Raw genomic sequence first — 20,122 nt, 5'->3', positions numbered from 1 at the left:
CGGCGATTGACATGATGGGCAGCGGCAAGTCTCAGGTGTCTCTAGAGGAGCGACTATGGCGTTCAAGACCGGAGTCGCCGAACGGGACGAGTGGTCCTATTCGCCGGCTGTCGGCGTCGGACCGCTCCGGTTCGGTATGACCGTCGACGAAGTGGTCGAGGCGGCTGAGATACTCGGCCAGACGAAGGTCAGCGATTGTGCGCGGGACCACGCGATCTTCTCGCCGACTTGGAAGGTCGAAGTCCACCGTCGCGGGGTGGCTTCTTCACCGCCTGCCGTCACGGCCTATGTGAGCCAAGTTGTGGGGCTGTTCTGCATCGCTGCCGACGCCGTGCACGGTCCCCAGGTCGCGTACGACGGACTCCCGCTGGTCGGGAGAGACCTGTCGGAGCTGGAGAGCGACGCAATCGCGTATGCCGAGGCGATGGACGTGCACTTTCGCGTCACGCCCGAGGGCTACGCAGGGCCGGATGATTCCGGGGTCGTGATGCGCGGGCAACTAGTCGGGCAGGTCCTCCGATCGCGTCCGTTGTTCATGGTGACGCGCGACGGCGCGAATACTGAATGGGACTCGATGCCCTCCGAGGAGTACCGCGTCAACGGCCAGTCCACGGCCTGACGTGGTGTGACTCATGACGTGGGGTGGAGGAGGTACGCCCGAATACGCCAGTTCACCAGTCGAGGCCGCGTTCGGGGCGCCCGTTAATGCACGAAGGCGAGTTCCTTGATCACATCCGTCGCTGCGTTGTCCGCTTCATGGAGACGGGCGCAACCGGCGACCTGCAGCGATCACTGGCTGTGGTCGCCAGGGGCGTATCGGCTCCAGGTTCCGCCGGCCTCCGTGACGAGGTGGGTGGTGGTCTTGTCGTGGTAGCCGAGGGCCCGGGCGACCACAGGTGCGGGGGCTTGGAGGACCAGTTGGCGGATCGCTGAGGCCCGGCCGCGCTGGGCGGGAACTCCGGCGGCTCGGAGCTGGTCGAGCAGGCTGGTCGGGTCCATCGGATGCCCGGGCTGCCGGCCGGGGAACAGCCAGGCCGTGCTGCGGCTGCTGGCGCGGGCGAGCCGGGGCTGTTCAGCCAGGTAGGCGCGCACGAGACTGGCGACGGGTCCGGGCAGCGGCGACGGAGGGTCTCCGAGCCGGAGCATGAGGGCATCACCGTCGTCGATGACGTCCTCGGTGGTCAACCGGACGATGCGACTGATGGGTTGGGCATAGAGCAGGACGAGCGAGGACGCGGTTCGAGTTCGCAGCGGCAGGGTCTCGTCGTGCAGGACGCGGCGGAGGACGGCGAGGCGGCGGTGCTGGTGCATCGGGGCCTGGTCCTGCTTGATCACGTGGGGCGGCAGGGCGAGTCGGGGCATGGCGCCGTTGCCCATGCACCAGCGCAGGAAGGGCTGGGCGGGTCGGCGGGTGGCGTAGTTGTCCGCGTGCCAGGCGTCGAGGTCGGCCTGTCGGCACTGGTCAAAGGTCCGGTTGCGGGCTGCGAGCCAGGTGAGGAAGGCGTCACCCTGGGTGATTTGCTGCCGGGCCTCGTGGGTGGGGGAGCGTCCGAGCGGCCCGGCTTCGGCCTTCGCTCGTAGGCGCCGCAGTTGGTGCCAGGTGGCGAATCGGTGCAGGAGCTGGTGTCGCGCGGGATCCTCGACCGCCGTGAGGCGCTCGGCGAGCCAGCGTTCGTAGAGCAGGAGCCGCCGGTCCGCGTGGGGCAGGATGTTGCTCTCCATGAGCAGGTCGCGCAGGTGGGCGGCCGTGCGCCAGTGCTCCTGCTGCTGCAGGCCCTCGTGGCTGATCGGGACGCGACCGCTCGCCAGGTCCTGCAGGAGGCGAATGACGTTGGGGCGGCGGAGCCAGATCAACCTGCTCTTGGGGCGGTCAAGCTCCAGGAGCAGGTCCATGAGGGGCACCAGCTGGGGGCGAACCTGGCCGGTGCCGTCGTCGAGGAGGCTGGCGAGCCGGTCGGCCAGGGTGCAGTGTTCGCAGAGCCGGCGACCGAGCAGCATCCCCTCGAAGCCGCAGCGGTCGCAGAAGAAGTCGCGGCTGATCCCCGCACAGTCGCGGCAGACCGAGACGCCATCCGGATCGCGGCCGGGCAGCAGCCGGTCCGTGCCGCAGCCCGGACAGCGGCCCCGGACGCGCATGGCGCGCTCATAGCAGGTGCGGCAGATCGGCCCGTCAGACCACTCGGCCAACTTCGCCCCTCGTCGGCTACAGCGCGAGCACGTGCGGACGTGCCAGCGTTCGTACTCCTCCGGCGTCATGATCAGTCCTCCGTCAGCCTGACCCGCTTGGGTCGGCGGGCGGCCAGGTCGATCGGCGCATCCTGGCCGACGGCCCGCCGGGCGGTCAGATTCTCGGCCGAGGTAGCGATCAAGTCGGTGGCCGTGCAGCCGAGGATGTCGCAGAGCGCCGCCAGCACCGGCAGCGATAGCCGTTCCGGGGTTCCGGAGACCAAGCGGTGGACCTGGGAGGCGGACAGGGTGATGCCCCGCTCGGACAAGTGGGGCATCAGCTCGGTGACCGTGAACATGCCGCGCGAGCCCATCAGCTCGCGCAGGCGCCACCGGTAGCTGATCTGGCGTGGCATCAGGAGATCCTTCCCGGCCGCAGGGCGGCCTCGACGGTGGCGTCCAGGACGCGGCGCAGGGTGCGGGTGCGGAAGTCGGAGGAGACGCAGGTGTAGATCGCGGTGGTGGATGCGTGGTCGTGGCCAACCTGGTGCTGGACGAACAGCGGGTCGAAGCCGGCTTCGATCAGGTGGGTGATGTGGGACCTGCGCAGGGAGTGGAACTCCAGGGCTGGGTCGAGGCCGAGGGCGTCGCGGTAGGCCGCGAAGCGTGAGTCCAGGCGCTGCAGTCCGACCCGCGGTCCCCGCTCGGAGGGCCAGAGGGCTGGGCCGGTGGCGTGCCGCATGCCCGGCCGGACCTCGCTGATCCACTCGTCGACGGTGTCGGGTGTCCACTGCCAGACGGTCAGCACGCTGCGGCGTTTGGGCGGTGAGCCCTTCTTCGCCTTGCCGTAGCGGACCTGAAGAGTGCCGTACTCTCCGAACTCGCGCCCTTCGGGGTTGCGGCCGAAGTCGGTGAGGTCGAGCATGCGGGTCTCGTTGCGCCGAAGGCCGTAGGCGTAAGCGGTCTTGAACAGGGCGGCGTCGCGGAAGGCCGGCAGCCAGCCTTTGCGGCCCTTGCCGCGGACCCGCAGGACCTGGTCGTCGGCGTAGTCGAAGAACGCCTCCAGCTCGGGCTTGGTGAACGCTCGGCGTTCCGGCTCGCCCTCGGCCTCGTCTGCGTGCACCGCCGCGTTCCAGTCGTGGACCACCTGGACCGGGTGCGTGCCGAACAGGCGCAGGCACTCCTCCGTCCACCCGTAGGCCGGGTTGGTCAGGAAGTCGCAGAACTGCCGTACCGCACCTAATGGTGACGTCGGGTATTGGAACTGTCCGAATGCCTCTGATCCGGAACCCCCGGTGTGCGGCCTGGGAGCCGACGTCAGCCTTGCTTGAGTATGCGAGCGCTCAGACCTGTTCGAAGTGGAACGCCTTGATGAAGCAGTCTCGGGGCTGGGCGACTGCGAAGAGGATGCAGTCCACGAGTGACTGACCGGTGAGGGGATCCTTGGCCTCGCGCGGGGTGGTCTCCCACTCCTCGGAGAGCGGGTCGGTGTTGTCGAAGTCGGGCGGGTAGAGCGATATCATCCGGACACCTTGGGGCCGTAGGCGCTTGGAGAGGATCTCGGTGAACCCGGCCTGTGCGCTCTTGGCTGCATAGAAGGCGGCGTGTGCGTCCGAGCGGTGATGTCCGGCCGTTCCGCAGGCGGAGACCATCGTCACCACGTCCGGCTTGTCCGAGTTGAGCAGGAGCGGGAGGAAGTTCTTCACGGTCAGGACCGTGCCCGTGGCGCCGGATGCAATGGTGTCGACGATATCGGCGTCGGATACTCCCTGGAGATCCGGCCCTTCGAGGTAGCGCGAGCCGTTGTTGATCAGGATGTCGACGCGGTCGGTGTGCTGGGCGACGCTGGAAGCGAAGTCGCTGATTGAGGCGGGATCCGTCAGGTTGCAGGCGTAGGCATGGATCCGCTGGTGGCCTCGGTCTCGGATCTCATCGCGGACACGCTCAGCGGCAGCGAGGCTGCGTGCGGACAGGAAGATCTCGGCGCCGAGGTCTGCGAGCCGGATGGCCAGAGTTCGCCCGAAGTCGCGGCCGGCAGCAGTGATGACAACGTGGTGGTTGTCGAATCTCATGATTTTGCTCCTTATTCGTGGACCGGCTGTTGTTGCGGTGAAGCGCGGCGGCTGACCTCGGCGGCGTAGGTGGCCCAGTCGCCTGCGGAGAGCCGTTGCCAGGCGACGGCGACGTCGGTGTGGATGCCCAGGGTGCGGGCGAGGATCGCGGCGGGGATCTCGGTGGCGAGCTGGAAGAGTGCGGTGCTGCGGGCCTGGTTGGGCCGGATCCCGAGCTGGTTCAGCCGCTGGGTCAGCTGTGTGGTGCTGATCGGGCGTCCGGGCTGGCCGCCGGGGAAGAGCCAGGGTGAGGGGGCCAGGGCGCCGATGGTCGCGTGGCCCTTGCGGTTCGCGGCGACGGTGCGGGCCAGTGCGGCGACGGGCTCGGGCAGCTGGACGGGTGCATCGCCGAGATGGAGACGTACTGCCTGGGCGCCGACCTCGATGTCCTCGGTGGTCAACCGGTGGATCGCTGAGGGTCCTTGGGCATAGAGGAGGAGCAGTAGCCCGGCGAGGCGGTCTTCGGGCTTGAGGGTGTCGTCGTGCAGGAGTCGGCGTGCGACGTTCCACCGGTGCTCGTCATCGAGTGGCTGGGTGGGGCCGTTCCAGCGGATGGCGGGGACGTGGACGGTGGTGAACTTGTTGGTGCGAGCCCAGCGGATGAAGTGCCCGGCTGTGTGGCGGTAGGTCGCGGAGTCGTCGGTGAGCCAGCGGTCGAGGTCGGCTTGCTGGCAGGTAGCCAGGGTGAGGTCGTGGGCTGTCAGCCAGGTAAGGAAGGCGACGGCCGCGTGGGTGCGTTGACGTGCGGAGTTGAACTGCTGCGGGGTGATGGGGCGGCCGTTGCTGCGTCGGCGAAGCCGCCGGACCAGATGCCAGATCGCGTACCGGTGTAGAACTTTGCGTTGTTCGGGGTCCGGCTGGGGTGCGAGGAGGCCGGTGAGGAAGCGTTCGAGGCGGACCATGTACTCGTCCCGCTCGGGCAGGGCACCGACGCCGACGAGGACTTGGCGGAGGTGGGCGAGGGGCGGGCTGCCGGGCAGCTCGTCGAGGGCCTCGTGAGTCAGGGCTCGTCTGCCGGCCGCGAGGTCGGCCAGGACCGGAGACACGGACGGCTTGTTCAGCCACCGCGTGGCGGTGAGTGGGTGCTCGGTGGTGGCGATGTTGTTCCGCAGGGCTTGGAGACCGGGGTGGAGGGCATCGGACGGAGGGCCCAGGAGCTCGTTGAGGCGCCGATTGATGAGACAACGAGCGCACTGGCCGGGGTGCGGGTAGTCGGGATCGCTGCAGGTGGGGCAGGTGTGCCAGACCTCAGGCGCGGTGCAGGCCAGGCAAAGGGGCTGGTCGAGAGTTCCGGAGACGACCGCCGCGACGCCGCCGCAGGCTGAGCACGGCGCGGAGTGACGTTGGCAGTCCAGGCACCATGGCCGACCCGTAGTCCGGGAGGTGCCGCAGGGTTTCTCCGCGTCGCAGATACTGCAAGTCGCGGTGGACAAGGAGGGGCAGCTTTGGCAGAGCGGGCCGTCCGGTGTGCGGGTGTTCACGACCCTTCGTCGGCCGCAGTTGATGCAGGTCTCCAGGTTCGCCGGGTCGCTGACCAGGCAGTTCGGACACACTGGCCGGCCTTGGTCGTCGCTGGTGGCGGGCTCTCGGCGGGCTCCGCATCCCGAGCACTCCTCGGTGCGGGAGTGGGAGATGCACATGCGGCAGACCCGCTTTCCGTCCAGAGGCTTGTCGATGCGTACGACTCTGTGGCAGCCGGGGCAGGACGGCCGGACGATCCCGGCGATGCCGGCCTCGTGCAGCAGGTCGATCAGCTTGAGGATCGCGCGGTGGGGTGCGAGGTGGCCGTCGCCGGTCAGCAGAGCTGGATGGGATTCCAGGGACCAGGCAAGTTTCCTCTGGTAGGAGGGACGAGGTGCCGATCGACGGACCGCGTCGGAGACCGTCTCCCGTTCGGCCTGCGGATCCAGTTCAGCGATCAGGGCGCCGATCGCTGCGATGGGGTCACGTCCGTCGTCGTCCGGGCACTTGGCGCATCGTGGCCGCCCGGTCCGGTCGCGTGAAGTGACCCGGCGGGTGTTTCCGCAGGCAGCACACGGCTCGGGCTGTGGCTGCCCGCAGTTCCAGCAGTACCAGTCGTTGCCGCGGCGCTGGAGCGTTCGTATCTGCCTGCCGCATTCGGCGTAACACGGCGGCGAGACCCTCTGGGCCCCGGCCTCACGCAGGGCGATGAGCAGGTCGCCGACGGCCCTGGGCGCCGGCGAGCGGCCGTCGTTCAGAACGCGGGGATGCTCAGTGAGATGTGCCGCGAGGAGGCGTGACTTCGAGCGTCCGCCCGCGACGCTGGCGACCACGGCACGGATCCGGTCCGGCTCCAGCTGATGTTCGATGGCCGCGACCAGGTCCGCAATGAGCCCGATCGGGTCGGAGACGGCCCGCTCGGGGTGCCCGGGTGCGGTCACGGCCGCTCGAAACCGCTGATGCGGGCTCGCTTGGGTCGCAGGTCACCGACGCCTGCCTCGGCACCGACAGCCTTCTTTGTTCGGGTAGCGGTTCCGGCACCCGCCGCGGCGGTCGGCTCGATGAGGTCGTCCATGGTGCAGTTGAGGATGTCGAGCAGGGCCATGAGGATTTTCAGGCTGAGCCGCTCGGGGCGCTCGACGACGAGCCGGTAGACCTGGCTGGACGACAGGGTGATGCCCCGTTTGTCCAGTAGCGGGATGAGGTCGGTGGTGGAGAAGAGCCCTCGGTCGGCCATGATCTTGCGCAAGTGCCAGTGGTAGTCGAGCTTCGCGGCCATCAGCGGTCCTTGTCTGCGGGGAACGGGGCGAGCGCGGGCGCAAGTGCCCTGTGGAGCATGGTGTTCATGAAGTCGTCGCTGACGTGGGTGTAGATAGCGGTGGAGCTGTCATTCTCGTGACCGACTTGCTGCTGGAGAAACCGGCGGTCAACCCCGTTCTCTGTGAGGTGGGTGACGTAGGAGTGGCGAGCGGAGTGGACGGTCAGCGCCTTCGGGAGCTTCAGCGCGTCGCGGTAGGCGACGAACCGGCACCGAGCACGACGCACCCACCGGACCGCAGCCTGCGCACAGCTACCGCGAACTCGTTGGCGGGCCGCTGGACGGAGGAAGAGATCACCACCGGCGCACACACCTGATCACCACTCACAGCGCCTACGGGCCGGGCGGGAGAACCTCGTACGGGCCGACGTTCAGCCGTCCTGACGGGCCGTGGGTCTGGGAGGGCGACGTCCCCTGACCACCCCGGCGCCCTTCCGAGCACTCCCCCGCACATCCTGAGGTGGCAGGCGGCGCTAACGCCAATCCGGAACCCGTCGGCGTCACACGAAATGCGCCACGGATGACACCTGATGGCCCGTCTGTACTGAAGCAATTACTAGCAGTTAGCGTCCATGGGCACCTGATCTTGTCCGGTTGGGCCGCGTTGAACCGGAGAGTCCCCGACTCGTTGACTTGTTCGCGGAGGCGAGAAAACGGGTCGTTGCCGAGATCGAGGGTGCACAGCAGCCCGAGACCGGCGATCCGTTCAACCGGGGAGGCGGATTCGGTCGCTCGTGGCCCCTGACCCAATCGCCCCCCACGGGTGCCAACTGCAACCGCTGATCTCCGACACCTGTCTCCACCTTCATGACAGCCAACGGAAGGCCGCGATCCACCCCGAACGACCGGGAGCTACGACTGTGGAAGGTTGGCCGGGCCCTCACGGTCGCCTTCGCTGTCGCAGTTCTGGCAGCGGGCAGCGTCTTCTACGGCTTGGTGTACCTGCTGGACTTCCAGGAGATCGACAACACCAAGAAGCTCGACGCCGCGACGCTCTTCGACCTGGTGAAGCTCTCCTTCGGAGTGGTCGCTGGGGCCGGCGCGCTCGTCGCCCTGGTCGTCGCCTACCGCCGTCAGCGCGTCGACGAGGCTGGCGCCCACCGCGAAGCCACCCGGCTCCACACCGAACGCTTCTCTCAGGCGGTCGACAAGCTCGGCTCGGACTCCCCGGCCGTCCGGCTCGGGGGCGTCCATGCCCTGGCCGGTCTTGCCGACGACGCCCCCGACGACAGCCTGCGGCAGACCTGCATCGACGTCCTGTGCGCCTACCTCCAGCTCCCCTTCACCCCCGACCCCGGCGACGACCCGACCCACCAGGAGGAACACCACCAGTACCTGGCTTTCCGCAAGGTCCGGCACACAATCCTGCGCCTCATCGGCGACCACTACCGACGCCCTCGTGGAACCCATCGCTCCTGGCAGGGCTGCGATCTCGACCTCACCGGCGTCACCATCGACAGCAACCTGGACTTGCGAGGGGCGACGTTCTCCGGCGGCACGGTGTCCTTCGGCGGTGCCACGTTCTCCGACGGCATGGTGTCTTTCAACGAGGCGACGTTCTCCGGCGGCGAGGTGTCGTTCCACAGAGCGGTGTTCTCCGGGGGCATGGTGTCCTTCGACGATGCGACGTTCTCCGGCAGCGTGGTGTTGTTCGGCCCAGCGACCTTCTCCGGCAGCGTGGTGTCGTTCGCTAGGGTCGCCTTCTCCGGCGGCACAGTGTCCTTCAGCGGAGCGACGTTCGCAGACCACGGGGTGTCATTCCACGCCGCGGCGTTCTCCGGCAGCGACGTGTCCTTTATGCACGCGACGTTCTCCGGCAGTCATGTGTTCTTCGAGCACGCGGCGTTCGCCAGCGGCGAGGTGTCGTTTCACGAAGCGTCGTTCCGTGACGGCGAGATGTCCTTCGAGCACGCGACGTTCTCTGGCGGCGAGGTGTCGTTCTACAGAGCGGCGTTCTTCGGTGGAACGGTGTCGTTCCGCGACACGACGTTCCGCGGCGGCTTGGTGCCCTTCAACGAGGCGACGTTCTCCGGCGGCGAGGTGTCGTTCCGCGCAGCGGCGTTCTCCGACAGCGAGGTGATCTTCCACGGCGTGACGTTCTCCGGCAGCACGGTGGCCTTCCGCGACACAACGGGCCCGGTCCCCATTGGGCTTCTCACTGCCTTCAGCACTTCTCCTCCTGGGTCGGTCATCCTTCCCCCAGCTTGGCTGCCCGTGAATCCATAGAGAGGGGGAGGCCAAAACGGTCGGTTGCGCCCCCACCTGCCTCTGGAGTGCTCGTACGGGGGGAACTGCAACCAGCAGCGAACTGCCTGCCATCGTCGGAGCGTCGGCCCGGTCATGGAACAGATCGCCCCTCTTCACGTCTCGGAACCGGACCTGCTGGTCGTCGACCTCACCGCGGCGGACGAAGAGACCGTCCAGGCCGCGATCAATGCGCTCGTTCGGCGCTGGGCAACGTCGGGCGGTGGCCGGGTTCGCCGTGTACCTGGCGAGCCTGGGGTGACGGCGAGGCTGTATGCAGATATCCGCCGCGTTGGGTCCGAGGGCGCTGCGGCGCCGGACTGACTCCCGGGCCGCTACGTGCTCAATCCCCTCGCCCCGCACGGGCCGCCTGGACGCTCTCCTCCAGCGCCGCCAACAGATCCACCGGCGCCGCCGGCCCCACGGGCTCGACCAGCTCGCCGCCGCTGAGTTTCGCCGTGACCAGCTGCTCCAGGGCGTGCCCGTACCCATCCTGCAGCTCGCTCTCCTCGATGCCGGGCAGTGATCCGATCAACGTCTCAGCGAGTTCGAGCTCCCGGTCTGTGACGGGCGCGGACGGAGCGAGATCACCGGGGTCACGCAGCTCGTCGGCCCAGAGCAGGGTCTGGACAACGAGCACGCCATGCCGTGGACGCAGCAGCGCCAGCCGCTCCCGGCTCCTGATGGCGATCTTGGAAACGCCCACGAATCCGGTCCGGGCGAGGGCTTCGACGAGCAGGACGTACGGTCGGTCGGCCCCAGGACCGTTGGGCCCCGCGAAGTACGGCTTGCCGTAGCTGATGGGGTCGATGTCCTGGCCCGGGACGAAGTCGAGTACCTCGATGACACGCTTGGTCGGCAGCGGAAGGTGGGCCAGATCGTCATCCGTCAGCGACACCACATTGCCGTCGGGCATCGCGAAGCCCCGCCCGACTTCCTCGTACGGGATTTCCCGGCCCTCGACCCGGCAGAAGCGCCGATGCTCGACCCGGCCGAAGTCGGTGGTATGAATCTCGTGGAGCTGCACCCGGTGCTCTTCGGTGGCGGCGAACAGCTGGACGGGTAGCGCGACCATCCCGAACTGGATGACGCCGGACCATGTAGCCCTCATGCTCCCAGCGTCGACGGCTGACGGCCGAGACGCATCCCCGAACCGCGCGTCTGGCCTCGGCCGAATCCGGCGCCTCACGGAGGCGCGGGCCCTCGCTGTTCGAGCGCCCAGGTGGAGACGCAAGGCGGGGCCCTACGGTCCCGATGCCGCCCGGGGCGCGGGAAGGATTGGGGAGCGGTGGGGATCACGGCTCACCGGTGATGGGTTCGCGCGTCGCGCAGCAGCCTCCCCACTCACCAGCCGAGGCCCCGCAGACTCCTCGCCGTGTCGGTGAGCGTCACCACCGCCTGCCCTCGCGACTCCCCCGAGCGCTGCGATGCGCGGGCAGGACGCGACGCTGGAACGGCTCCGCGTCGACCGCCAACTCGAAGAGGCCCTGGCCCACGGCCCCGACCCGCTCCACCTCGCCGAGGTGTTCGGCCTCGACGAGAAGACCGCGATGCGCTACGCGGAATCCGCACGAGCCCTGCTGGAACAGGCCGCTGAACAGCACCTCCGCTGAAACCGGCTCGACCGCGACGCACCCTGAAGGGAATCATGGACGAGTGATGTCGACCGAAGCTGCAGCGCTCGCCCTACAGGACCATGCCGTCCTGGCGTGACGTCGTCGCTCTGCTCGCCGAGTGCCTGCCCGTCACGGATTGATCCGATCGGCTCCTGATACTCACTCCTGCCCGCCGTCGTCGTCTTCGTCCAGCTCCGACGCCTCCGGGTCGCGCAGCGGGCGCAGGGCGCCGGCGGCCGGGGTCGAGGCCGTGAAGCTGTAGCGGCCGAGCAGGTTCAGGTTGCGGTGCTTGAGCGGGGAGAGCCGGGCGATGTCCTCGTCCCGTATCTCGTGGCCCTCGGCCTTCAGCTGGGCGACGGCGGCGTCGATGTAGCGGGTCGTCCAGAGCACGATGGCGTTGAGGACCAGGCCGAGCGCGCCGAGCTGGTCTTCCATCCCGTCCCGGTACGCCTGGTGGATGGTGCCGCGCTTGCCGTGGCACACGTCGCGGGCGAGCTTGTGGCGGGACTCTTGCACGGTGAGCTGGCGGTTCATCTGCCGGCGGTAGGTGTCGTCCACCCGGGCGAACCTGCTCTCGGCCTGCTCCAGCTTCTACGTCTACGCCGTACGGACCCGCGCCACCGAGGCCGATCCCTTCGAGGCCGTGCTGCGCCCGGTCGTCGACCCGGACGAGTCACCGACCGAGGGCCTGACCGAGGACGAGACCGCGAAGCTCATCACGATCGCGACCGCCTGGTCCCCGCGTGCCGAGGCACTCGTGAAGCTGCTGTACCTGATGGGGCCGCGCGTGGACGAGATCCTGGCCCTGGACGCCGCCAGCTCGGCTACGACCGAGGCCACCGCACCCTCCCCCTGTGGGTCAAGGGCGGCGCCGAGCTGGCCGAGCCGCCGGAGGCGGCACCAACGGTGGACCTGATGTCCGCGCTGGAGGCAAGCGTACGGGCGGCCCAGGCCGAGCGCGGCAGCTGAGAAGCCGCGGCGCGGGCCCATTGGCCGTCCGGTAGAAGCGAGCGTGAACCCCTTGTGGCCTCGTGCACGACTCGGTAGGTTCGTATGAAGTCGTGTACGACTTTGGAGGGATGATGGATCGAGAGGTACTGCGAGCCGCCGTCGTTGGTGCGCTTGCGGACGTTGAGGCCGTTCAGAAGAAGCTCACGGGGTTGCTTGCCGACATCGACGGCACGGCGTTCTCGGTGAACATCCCCCGGCAGGGGCTCTGGACGCGAGAGCAGGTCAGTCTGCTGTGGGGGCGAGTCCGGCACCTGGCAGGGGTGCGTGCCCTGTTCGAAGTCGCTGTCGAACGCACCGGCGAGACTGTCACGTTTACCGAAGTCCTTGAGCGCTCAGGGCTCGATGAACGTCAGCAACGCAACGAACACGCACGCCTGAGCCGTGTTGCAGCGGAACTGTTCGGGGAGAAACGGTGGCCGATCGAGAACTGGCAGGGCAGCTACAACGGCAACAGTGGCAAGTCCGAGATGCTCTACCGGATGGATCCCCAGGTTGCTGACTGGTGGCGTGGTCTGACGAGCTGACCTTGAGTCTGGGCTCCGTGTAGGTCTGTACGGCCCCGTTGTCGCCCCTCACCTCGTGGGGCGGCCGAACGACACATGAGGAGAAGTGAATGACCAACCATGCCAAGCCTCCGGCCGACCCCTACCAGGACGTGCCAACGGCCATGGTCTTCGACGAGTTCTCGGAGACGGCCACCACGCTCACCGGCCTCTACAACGGCCGCTCGAAGGGCGCAGCGACCGCCGAGGAGCGTGAGGAGTGGTGGGACAAGGTGATGGCGCTGCGCGACGCGCGCCGTGCCGTACCGGCCCACGATCGGGATCAGCTCATCGCGCACATCGCCCGATGGACGCGAGAGAGCGAGGAACTGGAGTCGTCCGAGCGTGGCTGAGGCGAGCAAGTACTTCTTGACCGAGGAGCAGCTGCAGGCCGAGTTCGACCGCACGGTCCGGCGCTATGTCTTCGATGGATACCAGCCCCAGCCGGACCAGCCGGTTCTGGTGCTTCTTGGCGCTCAGCCGGCGGCCGGCAAGTCGCAGGCGATGCAGGCAACTCAGCGGCGCTACGAGGGTGCCGACCTGGTGCCGCTGACCGGTGATGAGCTTCGTTCTCTTCACCCCGAGTACGACGAGCTGCGCCGGGAGGGGCCACAGACGTTCGCGCAGGCTTCCGGTCCCTGGGTACGCATGAGCATCGACTACGCGCTCAAGAACCGCTACAGCCTGGTACTCGAAGGCGTCTTCCGTGATCCGGAGATGACGATCAGCACGGCCGAACGTTTTGCGGTCGCCGGATTCCGGGTGGAGATCGTTGCCCTCGGTGTGCGGGAGGAAATCAGCCGCCTTGATGCGCTGCACCGGTTCCTCACTCCCGGCACCGGACTGCCCGGCCGGTGGACGCCTCCAGCACTGCAGTACCTGTCGTATCGAATGATGCCGGAGACCGTGGCCGCGGCAGAGGCGAGTGCGATAGTTCAGCGGATCACCATCACGAACCGCACAGGCGCCGACCTCTACGTCAATGAACGCTCCCCCGACGGTCGGTGGAGGTCAGCCCCGCAATCCAGGCCCTCCAGCGTGAGCGGGCTCTTCCGCTGCCGGCCGCCGATGCGCAGAGTTGGCTCAGCCGCTACCAGCAGGTCATTGTCACCTTCGCCGGGGAGGGCCTGGTGGACGAAGGGGTGTTCACGAGAGGGCCTGACCAGCGGCGTGCCGAACCGCTGAAAATCGCTTCCCACCTGCCTACTGATCGTTTCCCGAGCGGAGGCTGCTCAGCAGTCGTAGCGGTGTGCGTACGGCATGTCCGGGCACTCGGGGCAGACGAAGAGGTACACGCCGCCGAGATCGCCCATGTCCATCCCGTGGCCGAGGCTGTCGACGACCACGTGGTCCGTCTCGGTCCACTTGCTGGGGTCTGAGCTCTCTGGTCCCTGTTCGTCGAGCGGGAACCAGCGCCCTTCGACCGGTTCCGAGGCGGTGATGCTGAGAAGGTGGTCCATGCGCCGGCCGCAGCGGCAGTCCGGCCAATTGGGCTGCTGGAGCCAACCCGGGACCCGCCGACCTTACTTTGGACGGTGACGGCCATCTCGGAGTACGAGAAGCCGAACACCTCCTCGATCTCATCGAACCGTTGGCTCAGGCTCTGGGCCAGACCACCCGGCAGGTCCCCATTCGGGTACTCCACCACTCGCGTCGGCGTCACCGTGCAGGATCCGGGCACGAACTCCTCTTCGTACTCGTACGGCAGCGGCGGGTCCGACAGCACCCGACCCGCTGCGGCTGTCTGCTCGCTACGCCAGTACACCTTGGGCAGCGCAGTCCCGGCCTCGTCATTGTGGATCAAGGGGCACCACACGACCTGCAGCACGAAACCAGCGGGTTCACAGAATCTGAAGGCCACCGGGTCGGGAACGCGCTGGCGGTGGGTGGACAACACCCGAGGAGGCACGCGGGTTCGCCCGGCTCTGCTGGTGTCAGTGCTCTGTGAAAGCCTCGCGGGCATGAGTTACGACTTGGCTGTATGGGAAGGCGAACGTCCAGCAGACGACAAGACCGCTGGACGGGTCTTTAACGACCTTTACGATCGCCTCATGGAGACGGAGACTGACGAGCCTCCGACCGAGCGCATCAGGGACTATGTCGCCGGACTCCTTGAGCGCTGGTGCGACCTCACCGAAGACGACGACGACACCTCGCCGTGGTCAACTGGTCCCTTGATCGGCGAAGCCCGTGGCTCACTGATCTACTTCCCGATGCGCTGGAGTATGGCTGAGGAGGCCTCCGCCTTCGCAGCTGACCTTGCGCGGTCCATGGACCTGGTCTGCTTCGATCCTCAGCTGAACAAGCTCAGGCCTTAACGATCTCGGTCAGTTCGCCACCAGCACCGAAGTTGACGGAGCCTATGCCTGGGTGGGGTCGATCGTGAAGCGTTCGGGGTGGGCGGTGCGGACGTAGTGGATCGCGGTGTAGGAGGTGATCCCGAACAAGCGCATCAGCCTGACCGGGTCGGCGGTCTCCCGCGCTTCGTCCAGGAGCCGGTCCTGTCGGAGCTGGGTGAAGTTGATGCCGATGCGGTCGCGGAGCGTTGAGAAGTTGGCGATTCCCACGGCTGGACGATCGATGTGCAGTGCGGTGAGAGGACTGACGATCAGGTAGGGGCTGGTGCTTAGCCTCGATCCGCCGAGGTGGTTTGAGAGTGGTCTTTTGATCGGCTTTGGGTCGGGTGGCCGGGTGAGGGCAGGTTGTGTCCGCTGGTCTGCCCAGCTTTTCCACGGGTTCGGTTCCGGTCGGGCCCTGGTGGGCGGGGTGGTCAGGGGCTGTTCGTGTCAGCCGGGTGGGCCGTGGACGGTGTCGAAGAGGTGTGTCCAGGCGTGTTGCCAGGGCCAGTTGTGTGGCAGGTGCAGGGTGATGCGTCGTGCGGAGCGGGCGATCCGGGCCGGGACCTGGACCAGGTGGGTGCGGGGGGTGGCGGTGGTGGCCTTGGTATGGAAGGGCGAGGTCAGTGCGCCGGTGGCCCGCAGCAGGTTGTAGGTCATCGCCCACAAGGTCAGCCAGGCGGCGTTGGCGTGGAAGTGTCCGGAGGGCAGGTGGGCCAGGGCGCCGGCTTTGCTGTCGGCGATGACCTGCTCGACCACGGCGTGGTGGCGGTGTTCCCGCTCGGTCTGCAGGGTTTCGGTGGGCCGGTCGGTGAAGAAGGGGTGGTAGCGCCAGACGGGGAACAGTTCGCCCTGCTCATCCATGACGGCGGCTTTGGCCAGGTCACGGACCCGGCGCACGATCAGCCGGGCAGTGACCCGCTCACTCTTCTCCCGGCTCGTGAAGGCGGTGTACTGGGGTATCTCGGCAACTTCGGCGTCCGAGATGAGCTCACCGGTTTCGGGGTCGGGCACCGCGGTCGGGTAACTGATCTGCTGCCAGGCATCCTCGGGAATGCCGTGGACGGCCCGTTTGATGGAGGGGTTCATGCCGGTGGTGATGGAGAAGTGCGCTCCGGCCCGGCGGCAGGCGGCGATCACCCCGGCGTTGTAGAACTGCGAGTCCGCTCGCAGGATCCGGTACTGGTGCAGCCGGCCTCGGCGGCGGTGGACAGGGCCTCGGCCACGAACTTCGGGGCGCCCCGGGAGTCGGCGGCCTTCCCGCGGCGCATCCGCACCGTGGCGATCACCGGCCTGGAGTACGGGGTGCAGACCGTGGCCAGCAGGGGGTGCAGAGTACGGATGCCTTTGAACCGGCCGTACTCGGCGCTCTGCTTGGCCCGCCCGTAGACCCGCTTATGGGCGCTGTCGACGTCGATGAACGCCAGCTTGTCCGCGCCGGGCAGCAACGGAGTGTGCGCGGCCAGGAACCCGCGGTGCACAGCGTGGAGTTGAAGCGCATGGCCGTGGGTGAACGCACGCAGGAACGTGCCCAGCGTGGACGGGGCGCGAATCCCGCCGAACAGGGCCGGCATCGCGCCGTGCCGCAGGACGTCCAGGTCGTCGATGCTGTCCGCACCCGCAGCCATCTCGCCCACGATGCTGGTGACCTTGGCATCCGCCGCGGCCCCCGCACCGTTCCTCGCTCCGGTCAGCTTCACCTTCGCAGCCACCAGTCGCGACAGGCCGCACCGCTCGGCCAGCCGCATCACCGGGACCAGCCCGGCATGCGCGATCAGATTCGGGTCATCGAACACAGCGGAGACCGCTGCCGGAGTGTGGGAAACTTGCATCTACGAGGTGCCTTGCTGATTGTGCGTGCTGGAAGCGTCAGAACTCCCATCATCGCAGGTCAGCAGGCACCTCTTCTTGACTCCTCATCCACAGGAAACAAGCCCCTCGGTGGATCGAGGCTCAGCGGAGCGAATCGGAATGCATGTAGGGAGGGTCCCAGCAACCACTGACAACGGACGGCTCCGTCACTTCCGGTGTGCGATGTACCGTCTTCATGACAGTGAGCCACCTGTAAATGCACCGCTCCACGTCAGCCACCGAGACGCAAAGCACCACTTCGTGTCAGCAGCCAGCCGTCGCCATAAGCCAGAGACCTGCAAGAAGACGCCCACATGATCAACCGTCACTGCCACCAGCTCACCGACATGAAACCGACACATCGCAAACGGCTACCCGGGCAACAAGGACAACGGCCAGGTCCAGTGGTACTGCGAGGGCCGGACCTCGGACTCCGGCGGCAGGCTGGCGCTCGGCTGCGACTTCGGCGGCGGCTGCAGCGGCGGCCCGTGGATGCGCGAGTTCGACCAGTCCTCGGGGCTGGACCAGACCAACGGGGTCACGAGCACCGTCGACTCCGCCGGCGTGAACCGGAGTCCCTACTTCGGCGACAGCGTCAAGCAGATGCTCGACGACCAGGGCTCCGTCACCTGACGTCCATCGGATCGGTGTTCACCCCGCGGCACAGCCAGTAGCGTGGCGGGGTGAGCGTCGTTCCCGTACGGCTCCGCACTCGCCAAGGAGGTCGCCCCATGAAGCGCTCCGGCATCCGCGCCCTCGTCGTCACCGCAGGCGTCGCTGCGGCTGTGGCCACCGTCGTCGCACTCCGTCAGGACACGTCCGAGTCCCCCGCCTCTCCGCCTGAGCCCGGGGGCAGCACATCGACCTCCGAGGTTCAGCACGACCAGCGCGACGTAGAGAAGTACTGGACCGACCGCCGCATGGAGGAGGCCGAACCGGCACCCATGCCGCACGAGGAGTAACGACCCCTATCAGGGCGTCCCGTTGCTAGTTCACCGGGGCTTGACCCGCCACTCAAGACTCAAACGCAACGGTGTTGCTGTCCACACCGGCAGGCAAACGCTGCTTGAAGCGTACGAAGCCCGGGCTGTCGTCATTAGTCACCGTCCGCTCACGGTGGTGGCCGTTACGGACCACCAGACGGCGACCGGCCTCGTCCCGCTCGCCCGCCAACTCGGCTATGTACTGGTTGACTTCGGCTTCCAGGGCCGCGGCGAGCATCCGACGGGCACCCTCACGGACGATGTCGTCCATCAGGGAGCCGCTCGGGGTGGTGCCGTCCTCGTTGACTACGCTCAGCACGGGCGTGCCTTCCCGACCCGCGCTGCAACGCGGGCCTACTCGATGACCAGAAATCGATCACTCGGGAAGGTACGCCCTCCGCGTTGCGCGAGGCACCTCTCCCGAGTCCAATCCACAGGTCTTGAGCATTGCTCTTCGTCATCCACATTGCCGGGTGCCGGAAAGCAGTCGCGCGGGCCGTCTGCCGTACTCGGTGGATGAGTGGGCGCGTCTGGGCGGTCATCATGATGAGCCGGTGGCGGTCTTGGCGTTCTGAGATCCGCGGGAAGCAGGAGAGGGAGGCGCGGATGCTCGGGACCGTGACCGAGGTGTTCGACAGGGCCATGGACGTGCTCGTCGTGGCCTTGGGGCTGGACTGCGTGTGGCTGGGGTGGCGGGCCGTGTTCCGGCCTCACCGACCACCGGAGCCGATCCAGGGGCCCGTGTGGGTGGTCCGCGCCTGGGGGCTCGGCTTTGTTCTGCTGGGGATCTCCCTCGTCGTCCAGACGGTGACCCTGATGGCAGGCGAAGAGCCGAGGTGGCCGGCGAACGTGATGCGCTGGGTCGCCGGGCCGCTCGTGGTCGGCTCGATCGCGGCGGCCTGCGCCGCCCGGTGGCGGAAACGCCGTCGGACCCGGGCCGTGAATGAGCGGCGGCGGTAGTGGACCGGGCCATCTCCTGGAACGAGGCGACACTCGTGGCCGCGGTCTGCTGGGCGGTCAGCGGCCTGGGATACACCGCGAGCGCCACCCTCGACGAACCGCAGCTGTCCGTGGCTCCCCTCATCGGGCTGGGGCTTGTGCAGTGGTTCTGGGCGCGCCACCGCTCCTGGCCGGCAGCGGTCGCGGCGGGCCCCGCGGGGGCTGTCGTGCTGTTCGCCCTTGTCGACGTCCTGCGGCCGGAGCTGGGCCGGTACGTCGCGGACGCGCTGTCCACGGGGGCCGCGGCCACCGTCTCCGTGGCCGTGCTCACGCTGGTGGAGCGTGGAAGGGGACGCCTTCATGACGCCGCACGCTGATCCGCGCCGCGTTGGCCACCGCCTCGGCCTGCCGCCCGAGCCGGGTGCCGTGCGGCGCCGTACCGTCTGGCACCGGGTATGGGGACTGTGCGCAGCTCTGCTCGGCATCACGATGCTCCTCCTCGGCGCCACGGGGCTGGCCGCCATACCCGACCTGATCGAGGACGAGAAAGCGTTTCGCGCCGCGACCCCGTGCACTGCCCTGTCCTCTCCCCACGACGACTGCTTGCGCTCGTACGACGCGACAGTGACCCGCACAGTGATCAAGGAGCAAGCCAAGTCATCGCAGTACACGCTGTACCTGAACGGCCCGACGCAGGTGCCCCACAGCATCGACATGGGCGCCTCGGAGCCGCTGCTCAAGCGCCTGCGCCCCGGTGACAACGTGACGGTCACTCTGTGGCGGGACTACGCGACCGCGGTACGGCAGGGCAAGATCTCCCAGGAGACCGCCGATACCCCACAGGGGGAGCCGGCGTTCGTGTGCGCGCTCGCCCTGGCGGTGCTCTCCGGCGGCGCGTACGGCCTGTACGCGGGAGGCACAGCCCTGACCCGAGCCCGGCGCCACGCCGTGCAGGGCCTGCCCGCCACGCTCGTGACGCGGGGCAAGGAAGCGGCCGGAGCAGCCCTGTGCACGCTTCCGGCCCTGGTCGTGGGCGACTTCACGAACGTTCCGGTCATGCTGGTGGTGTGGCTGGGGCTGCTGCCGCTGGTCCGATGGGTCGTGCACCGGCAGCAGCAGCGCAGTACGGGACGGCACGCCCGGCCGCCCGTGTCCACAGCCTGACGGATCCACGGGCCCTGAATATGAGAGCGCCTGAGGCGAGGTCCTCGTCGGTGGTGGCCGGGTAGCGCAGCGGGCGCAGTCCGCCGACGTCCCTTTCTGCAGGCGCTTGACCCCATCACCCACGAACGCGAGTGACCCAAGCCACTCAAGCTCCGATGAGAAATGCTCAACCTTCCCTACGTTCTTCTGTGGGACCGGGCGAGCCCTTCGTACGGTTGGCCTTCCCAGGGACGTCAGGTGTGGCTTTCAACCTTCTGCCGACTGTGGCAATGATTGGCCGCCCGAGCGCATCGACCAGCTGACCCCGACCGTGGTGGGCCGCACAAAGCGCCTGGGCGCGTCGTGGGAGGTGATAGGCCAGCTGCTCGGTATGAACAAGG

24 protein-coding genes and 4 pseudogenes are annotated in these 20,122 nt (G+C 67.9%); 15 read left to right on the top strand and 13 right to left on the bottom strand.

All coding sequences use genetic code 11. From position 1 onward, the window contains the following. Positions 1 to 55: 55 nt before the first annotated feature. The gene (locus ACIPEK_RS39330; protein WP_402006619.1) at positions 56 to 619 is read left to right on the top strand and encodes a hypothetical protein; all 564 of its coding nucleotides are present in this window, start codon (positions 56 to 58) and stop codon (positions 617 to 619) included. A 170-nt stretch (positions 620 to 789) separates the two neighbouring features. Here ACIPEK_RS39330 and ACIPEK_RS39325 read toward each other — a convergent pair whose 3' ends face one another. The 7 genes from ACIPEK_RS39325 to ACIPEK_RS39295 all read right to left on the bottom strand — a co-directional run bounded on the left by ACIPEK_RS39325 (position 790) and on the right by ACIPEK_RS39295 (position 7,283). Next, positions 790 to 2,136 (bottom strand): hypothetical protein, encoded by a 1,347-nt coding sequence (locus ACIPEK_RS39325; RefSeq protein ID WP_402006616.1) that lies wholly within the window; start codon positions 2,134 to 2,136, stop codon positions 790 to 792. Positions 2,137 to 2,258: 122 nt separating this feature from the next. Then, positions 2,259 to 2,582, bottom strand: coding sequence for a helix-turn-helix domain-containing protein (locus tag ACIPEK_RS39320; protein ID WP_402006613.1), 324 nt, complete (start codon positions 2,580 to 2,582; stop codon positions 2,259 to 2,261). Beyond that, on the bottom strand, positions 2,582 to 3,289 hold the full coding sequence (locus ACIPEK_RS39315; RefSeq protein ID WP_402006610.1) for a tyrosine-type recombinase/integrase: 708 nt from the start codon (positions 3,287 to 3,289) through the stop codon (positions 2,582 to 2,584). Before ACIPEK_RS39315 ends, ACIPEK_RS39320 begins: the two co-directional genes overlap by 1 nt. Positions 3,290 to 3,509: 220 nt before the next feature. After that, positions 3,510 to 4,238, bottom strand: a complete 729-nt coding sequence (locus ACIPEK_RS39310) for an SDR family oxidoreductase (RefSeq protein WP_402006607.1) — start codon at positions 4,236 to 4,238, stop codon at positions 3,510 to 3,512. An 11-nt stretch (positions 4,239 to 4,249) separates the two neighbouring features. After that, positions 4,250 to 6,679, bottom strand: coding sequence for a site-specific integrase (locus ACIPEK_RS39305; protein WP_402006604.1), 2,430 nt, complete (start codon positions 6,677 to 6,679; stop codon positions 4,250 to 4,252). Continuing rightward, positions 6,676 to 7,017 carry a helix-turn-helix domain-containing protein gene (locus tag ACIPEK_RS39300; RefSeq protein WP_402006601.1) on the bottom strand — a complete coding sequence of 114 codons (342 nt, stop codon included), beginning with the start codon at positions 7,015 to 7,017 and terminating at the stop codon, positions 6,676 to 6,678. Before ACIPEK_RS39300 ends, ACIPEK_RS39305 begins: the two co-directional genes overlap by 4 nt. Further along, positions 7,017 to 7,283, bottom strand: coding sequence for a tyrosine-type recombinase/integrase (locus ACIPEK_RS39295; RefSeq protein WP_402006598.1), 267 nt, complete (start codon positions 7,281 to 7,283; stop codon positions 7,017 to 7,019). The genes ACIPEK_RS39300 and ACIPEK_RS39295 overlap by 1 nt, the downstream gene beginning before the upstream one ends. Between ACIPEK_RS39295 and ACIPEK_RS39290 the strand changes: the two are divergent. The 3 genes and pseudogenes from ACIPEK_RS39290 to ACIPEK_RS39280 form a co-directional block, all read left to right on the top strand. Further along, positions 7,247 to 7,474: pseudogene (locus ACIPEK_RS39290) on the top strand (hypothetical protein); the annotation flags it as partial. The gene ACIPEK_RS39295 and the pseudogene ACIPEK_RS39290 overlap by 37 nt on opposite strands. A 389-nt stretch (positions 7,475 to 7,863) precedes the next feature. Beyond that, a complete protein-coding gene (locus ACIPEK_RS39285) occupies positions 7,864 to 9,282 on the top strand; it encodes a pentapeptide repeat-containing protein (RefSeq protein WP_402006595.1) in 1,419 nt (472 codons plus the stop codon). Positions 9,283 to 9,396: 114 nt separating this feature from the next. Beyond that, complete coding sequence (locus ACIPEK_RS39280; protein WP_402006592.1) at positions 9,397 to 9,624, top strand: DUF6207 family protein; 228 nt, start codon at positions 9,397 to 9,399, stop codon at positions 9,622 to 9,624. Positions 9,625 to 9,643: 19 nt separating this feature from the next. Here the strand turns inward: ACIPEK_RS39280 and ACIPEK_RS39275 are convergent, their stop codons facing one another. Next, positions 9,644 to 10,411, bottom strand: a complete 768-nt coding sequence (locus tag ACIPEK_RS39275; RefSeq protein WP_402006589.1) for a Ku protein — start codon at positions 10,409 to 10,411, stop codon at positions 9,644 to 9,646. 316 nt (positions 10,412 to 10,727) lie between these two features. Between ACIPEK_RS39275 and ACIPEK_RS39270 the strand changes: the two genes are divergently transcribed. Continuing rightward, positions 10,728 to 10,913, top strand: coding sequence for a hypothetical protein (locus tag ACIPEK_RS39270; RefSeq protein ID WP_402006586.1), 186 nt, complete (start codon positions 10,728 to 10,730; stop codon positions 10,911 to 10,913). A gap of 162 nt (positions 10,914 to 11,075) precedes the next feature. Here ACIPEK_RS39270 and ACIPEK_RS39265 read toward each other — a convergent pair. After that, positions 11,076 to 11,471 (bottom strand): annotated as a pseudogene (locus ACIPEK_RS39265) (Tn3 family transposase); the annotation flags it as partial. Here ACIPEK_RS39265 and ACIPEK_RS39260 point away from each other — a divergent pair. The 4 genes from ACIPEK_RS39260 (at position 11,464) to ACIPEK_RS39245 (ending at position 13,654) form a co-directional block, all read left to right on the top strand. Beyond that, a complete protein-coding gene (locus ACIPEK_RS39260; protein ID WP_402006583.1) occupies positions 11,464 to 11,832 on the top strand; it encodes a hypothetical protein in 369 nt (122 codons plus the stop codon). The pseudogene ACIPEK_RS39265 and the gene ACIPEK_RS39260 overlap by 8 nt on opposite strands. A 163-nt stretch (positions 11,833 to 11,995) precedes the next feature. After that, positions 11,996 to 12,451, top strand: a complete 456-nt coding sequence (locus ACIPEK_RS39255; RefSeq protein WP_402006580.1) for a hypothetical protein — start codon at positions 11,996 to 11,998, stop codon at positions 12,449 to 12,451. A gap of 89 nt (positions 12,452 to 12,540) precedes the next feature. Then, positions 12,541 to 12,822 carry a hypothetical protein gene (locus ACIPEK_RS39250; RefSeq protein ID WP_402006577.1) on the top strand — a complete coding sequence of 94 codons (282 nt, stop codon included), beginning with the start codon at positions 12,541 to 12,543 and terminating at the stop codon, positions 12,820 to 12,822. Further along, positions 12,815 to 13,654, top strand: coding sequence for a zeta toxin family protein (locus ACIPEK_RS39245; RefSeq protein WP_402006574.1), 840 nt, complete (start codon positions 12,815 to 12,817; stop codon positions 13,652 to 13,654). The genes ACIPEK_RS39250 and ACIPEK_RS39245 overlap by 8 nt, the downstream gene beginning before the upstream one ends. A 47-nt stretch (positions 13,655 to 13,701) precedes the next feature. Here the strand turns inward: ACIPEK_RS39245 and ACIPEK_RS39240 are convergent, their stop codons facing one another. After that, positions 13,702 to 13,929, bottom strand: a complete 228-nt coding sequence (locus tag ACIPEK_RS39240; RefSeq protein WP_402006571.1) for a hypothetical protein — start codon at positions 13,927 to 13,929, stop codon at positions 13,702 to 13,704. Positions 13,930 to 14,520: 591 nt separating this feature from the next. Here ACIPEK_RS39240 and ACIPEK_RS39235 point away from each other — a divergent pair. Next, a complete protein-coding gene (locus ACIPEK_RS39235) occupies positions 14,521 to 14,787 on the top strand; it encodes a hypothetical protein (RefSeq protein ID WP_402006568.1) in 267 nt (88 codons plus the stop codon). A gap of 42 nt (positions 14,788 to 14,829) precedes the next feature. On the opposite strand, the gene ACIPEK_RS39230 is transcribed toward ACIPEK_RS39235, so the two are convergent. Together ACIPEK_RS39230 and ACIPEK_RS39225 are read right to left on the bottom strand one after the other, a co-directional pair. Beyond that, positions 14,830 to 15,036 (bottom strand): hypothetical protein, encoded by a 207-nt coding sequence (locus ACIPEK_RS39230; protein WP_402006566.1) that lies wholly within the window; start codon positions 15,034 to 15,036, stop codon positions 14,830 to 14,832. A 219-nt stretch (positions 15,037 to 15,255) separates the two neighbouring features. Continuing rightward, positions 15,256 to 16,637, bottom strand: a pseudogene (locus tag ACIPEK_RS39225) (IS1380 family transposase). A gap of 511 nt (positions 16,638 to 17,148) precedes the next feature. On the opposite strand from ACIPEK_RS39225, the gene ACIPEK_RS39220 reads away from it, so the two are divergent. Together ACIPEK_RS39220 and ACIPEK_RS39215 are read left to right on the top strand one after the other, a co-directional pair. After that, positions 17,149 to 17,289, top strand: a complete 141-nt coding sequence (locus tag ACIPEK_RS39220; protein WP_402006564.1) for a hypothetical protein — start codon at positions 17,149 to 17,151, stop codon at positions 17,287 to 17,289. Between the two features lie 98 nt (positions 17,290 to 17,387). Then, positions 17,388 to 17,618 (top strand): hypothetical protein, encoded by a 231-nt coding sequence (locus tag ACIPEK_RS39215; protein WP_402006561.1) that lies wholly within the window; start codon positions 17,388 to 17,390, stop codon positions 17,616 to 17,618. Positions 17,619 to 17,757: 139 nt separating this feature from the next. Here ACIPEK_RS39215 and ACIPEK_RS39210 read toward each other — a convergent pair. After that, positions 17,758 to 17,910, bottom strand: a pseudogene (locus ACIPEK_RS39210) (IS256 family transposase); the annotation flags it as partial. Positions 17,911 to 18,245: 335 nt separating this feature from the next. On the opposite strand from ACIPEK_RS39210, the gene ACIPEK_RS39205 reads away from it, so the two are divergent. Genes ACIPEK_RS39205 through ACIPEK_RS39195 form a run of 3 tightly spaced genes read left to right on the top strand, consistent with a single transcriptional unit; the run spans position 18,246 to position 19,742 of the window. Beyond that, on the top strand, positions 18,246 to 18,599 hold the full coding sequence (locus tag ACIPEK_RS39205) for a hypothetical protein (protein ID WP_402006558.1): 354 nt from the start codon (positions 18,246 to 18,248) through the stop codon (positions 18,597 to 18,599). Then, positions 18,599 to 18,955, top strand: coding sequence for a hypothetical protein (locus ACIPEK_RS39200; protein ID WP_402006556.1), 357 nt, complete (start codon positions 18,599 to 18,601; stop codon positions 18,953 to 18,955). The genes ACIPEK_RS39205 and ACIPEK_RS39200 overlap by 1 nt, the downstream gene beginning before the upstream one ends. Then, positions 18,939 to 19,742: a hypothetical protein gene (locus ACIPEK_RS39195; protein WP_402006553.1), complete on the top strand. Its 804-nt coding sequence runs from the start codon at positions 18,939 to 18,941 to the stop codon at positions 19,740 to 19,742. Before ACIPEK_RS39200 ends, ACIPEK_RS39195 begins: the two co-directional genes overlap by 17 nt. The last annotated feature ends 380 nt before the right edge of the window (positions 19,743 to 20,122 follow it).

Origin of the sequence: Streptomyces sp. NPDC088246 (genome assembly GCF_044741025.1) — a bacterium.
In the GTDB taxonomy this organism is placed as follows: Bacteria; Actinomycetota; Actinomycetes; order Streptomycetales; family Streptomycetaceae; genus Streptomyces.
Note: the sequence above shows the minus strand (reverse complement) of the source record. Positions and strands in the feature narration are given on the sequence as shown.

Excerpts from the sequence above, each read along its gene's own strand:
- ACIPEK_RS39330 (WP_402006619.1), top strand. The coding sequence starts at position 56 with ATGGCGTTCAAGACCGGAGTCGCCGAACGGGACGAGTGGTCCTATTCG.
- ACIPEK_RS39325 (WP_402006616.1), bottom strand. The coding sequence starts at position 2,136 with ATGCGCGTCCGGGGCCGCTGTCCGGGCTGCGGCACGGACCGGCTGCTG.
- ACIPEK_RS39320 (WP_402006613.1), bottom strand. The coding sequence starts at position 2,582 with ATGCCACGCCAGATCAGCTACCGGTGGCGCCTGCGCGAGCTGATGGGC.
- ACIPEK_RS39310 (WP_402006607.1), bottom strand. The coding sequence starts at position 4,238 with ATGAGATTCGACAACCACCACGTTGTCATCACTGCTGCCGGCCGCGAC.
- ACIPEK_RS39300 (WP_402006601.1), bottom strand. The coding sequence starts at position 7,017 with ATGGCCGCGAAGCTCGACTACCACTGGCACTTGCGCAAGATCATGGCC.
- ACIPEK_RS39285 (WP_402006595.1), top strand. The coding sequence starts at position 7,864 with ATGACAGCCAACGGAAGGCCGCGATCCACCCCGAACGACCGGGAGCTA.
- ACIPEK_RS39280 (WP_402006592.1), top strand. The coding sequence starts at position 9,397 with ATGGAACAGATCGCCCCTCTTCACGTCTCGGAACCGGACCTGCTGGTC.
- ACIPEK_RS39275 (WP_402006589.1), bottom strand. The coding sequence starts at position 10,411 with ATGAGGGCTACATGGTCCGGCGTCATCCAGTTCGGGATGGTCGCGCTA.
- ACIPEK_RS39270 (WP_402006586.1), top strand. The coding sequence starts at position 10,728 with ATGCGCGGGCAGGACGCGACGCTGGAACGGCTCCGCGTCGACCGCCAA.
- ACIPEK_RS39255 (WP_402006580.1), top strand. The coding sequence starts at position 11,996 with ATGATGGATCGAGAGGTACTGCGAGCCGCCGTCGTTGGTGCGCTTGCG.
- ACIPEK_RS39250 (WP_402006577.1), top strand. The coding sequence starts at position 12,541 with ATGACCAACCATGCCAAGCCTCCGGCCGACCCCTACCAGGACGTGCCA.
- ACIPEK_RS39240 (WP_402006571.1), bottom strand. The coding sequence starts at position 13,929 with ATGGACCACCTTCTCAGCATCACCGCCTCGGAACCGGTCGAAGGGCGC.
- ACIPEK_RS39235 (WP_402006568.1), top strand. The coding sequence starts at position 14,521 with ATGGAGACGGAGACTGACGAGCCTCCGACCGAGCGCATCAGGGACTAT.
- ACIPEK_RS39220 (WP_402006564.1), top strand. The coding sequence starts at position 17,149 with ATGCGCGAGTTCGACCAGTCCTCGGGGCTGGACCAGACCAACGGGGTC.
- ACIPEK_RS39215 (WP_402006561.1), top strand. The coding sequence starts at position 17,388 with ATGAAGCGCTCCGGCATCCGCGCCCTCGTCGTCACCGCAGGCGTCGCT.
- ACIPEK_RS39205 (WP_402006558.1), top strand. The coding sequence starts at position 18,246 with ATGCTCGGGACCGTGACCGAGGTGTTCGACAGGGCCATGGACGTGCTC.
- ACIPEK_RS39195 (WP_402006553.1), top strand. The coding sequence starts at position 18,939 with ATGACGCCGCACGCTGATCCGCGCCGCGTTGGCCACCGCCTCGGCCTG.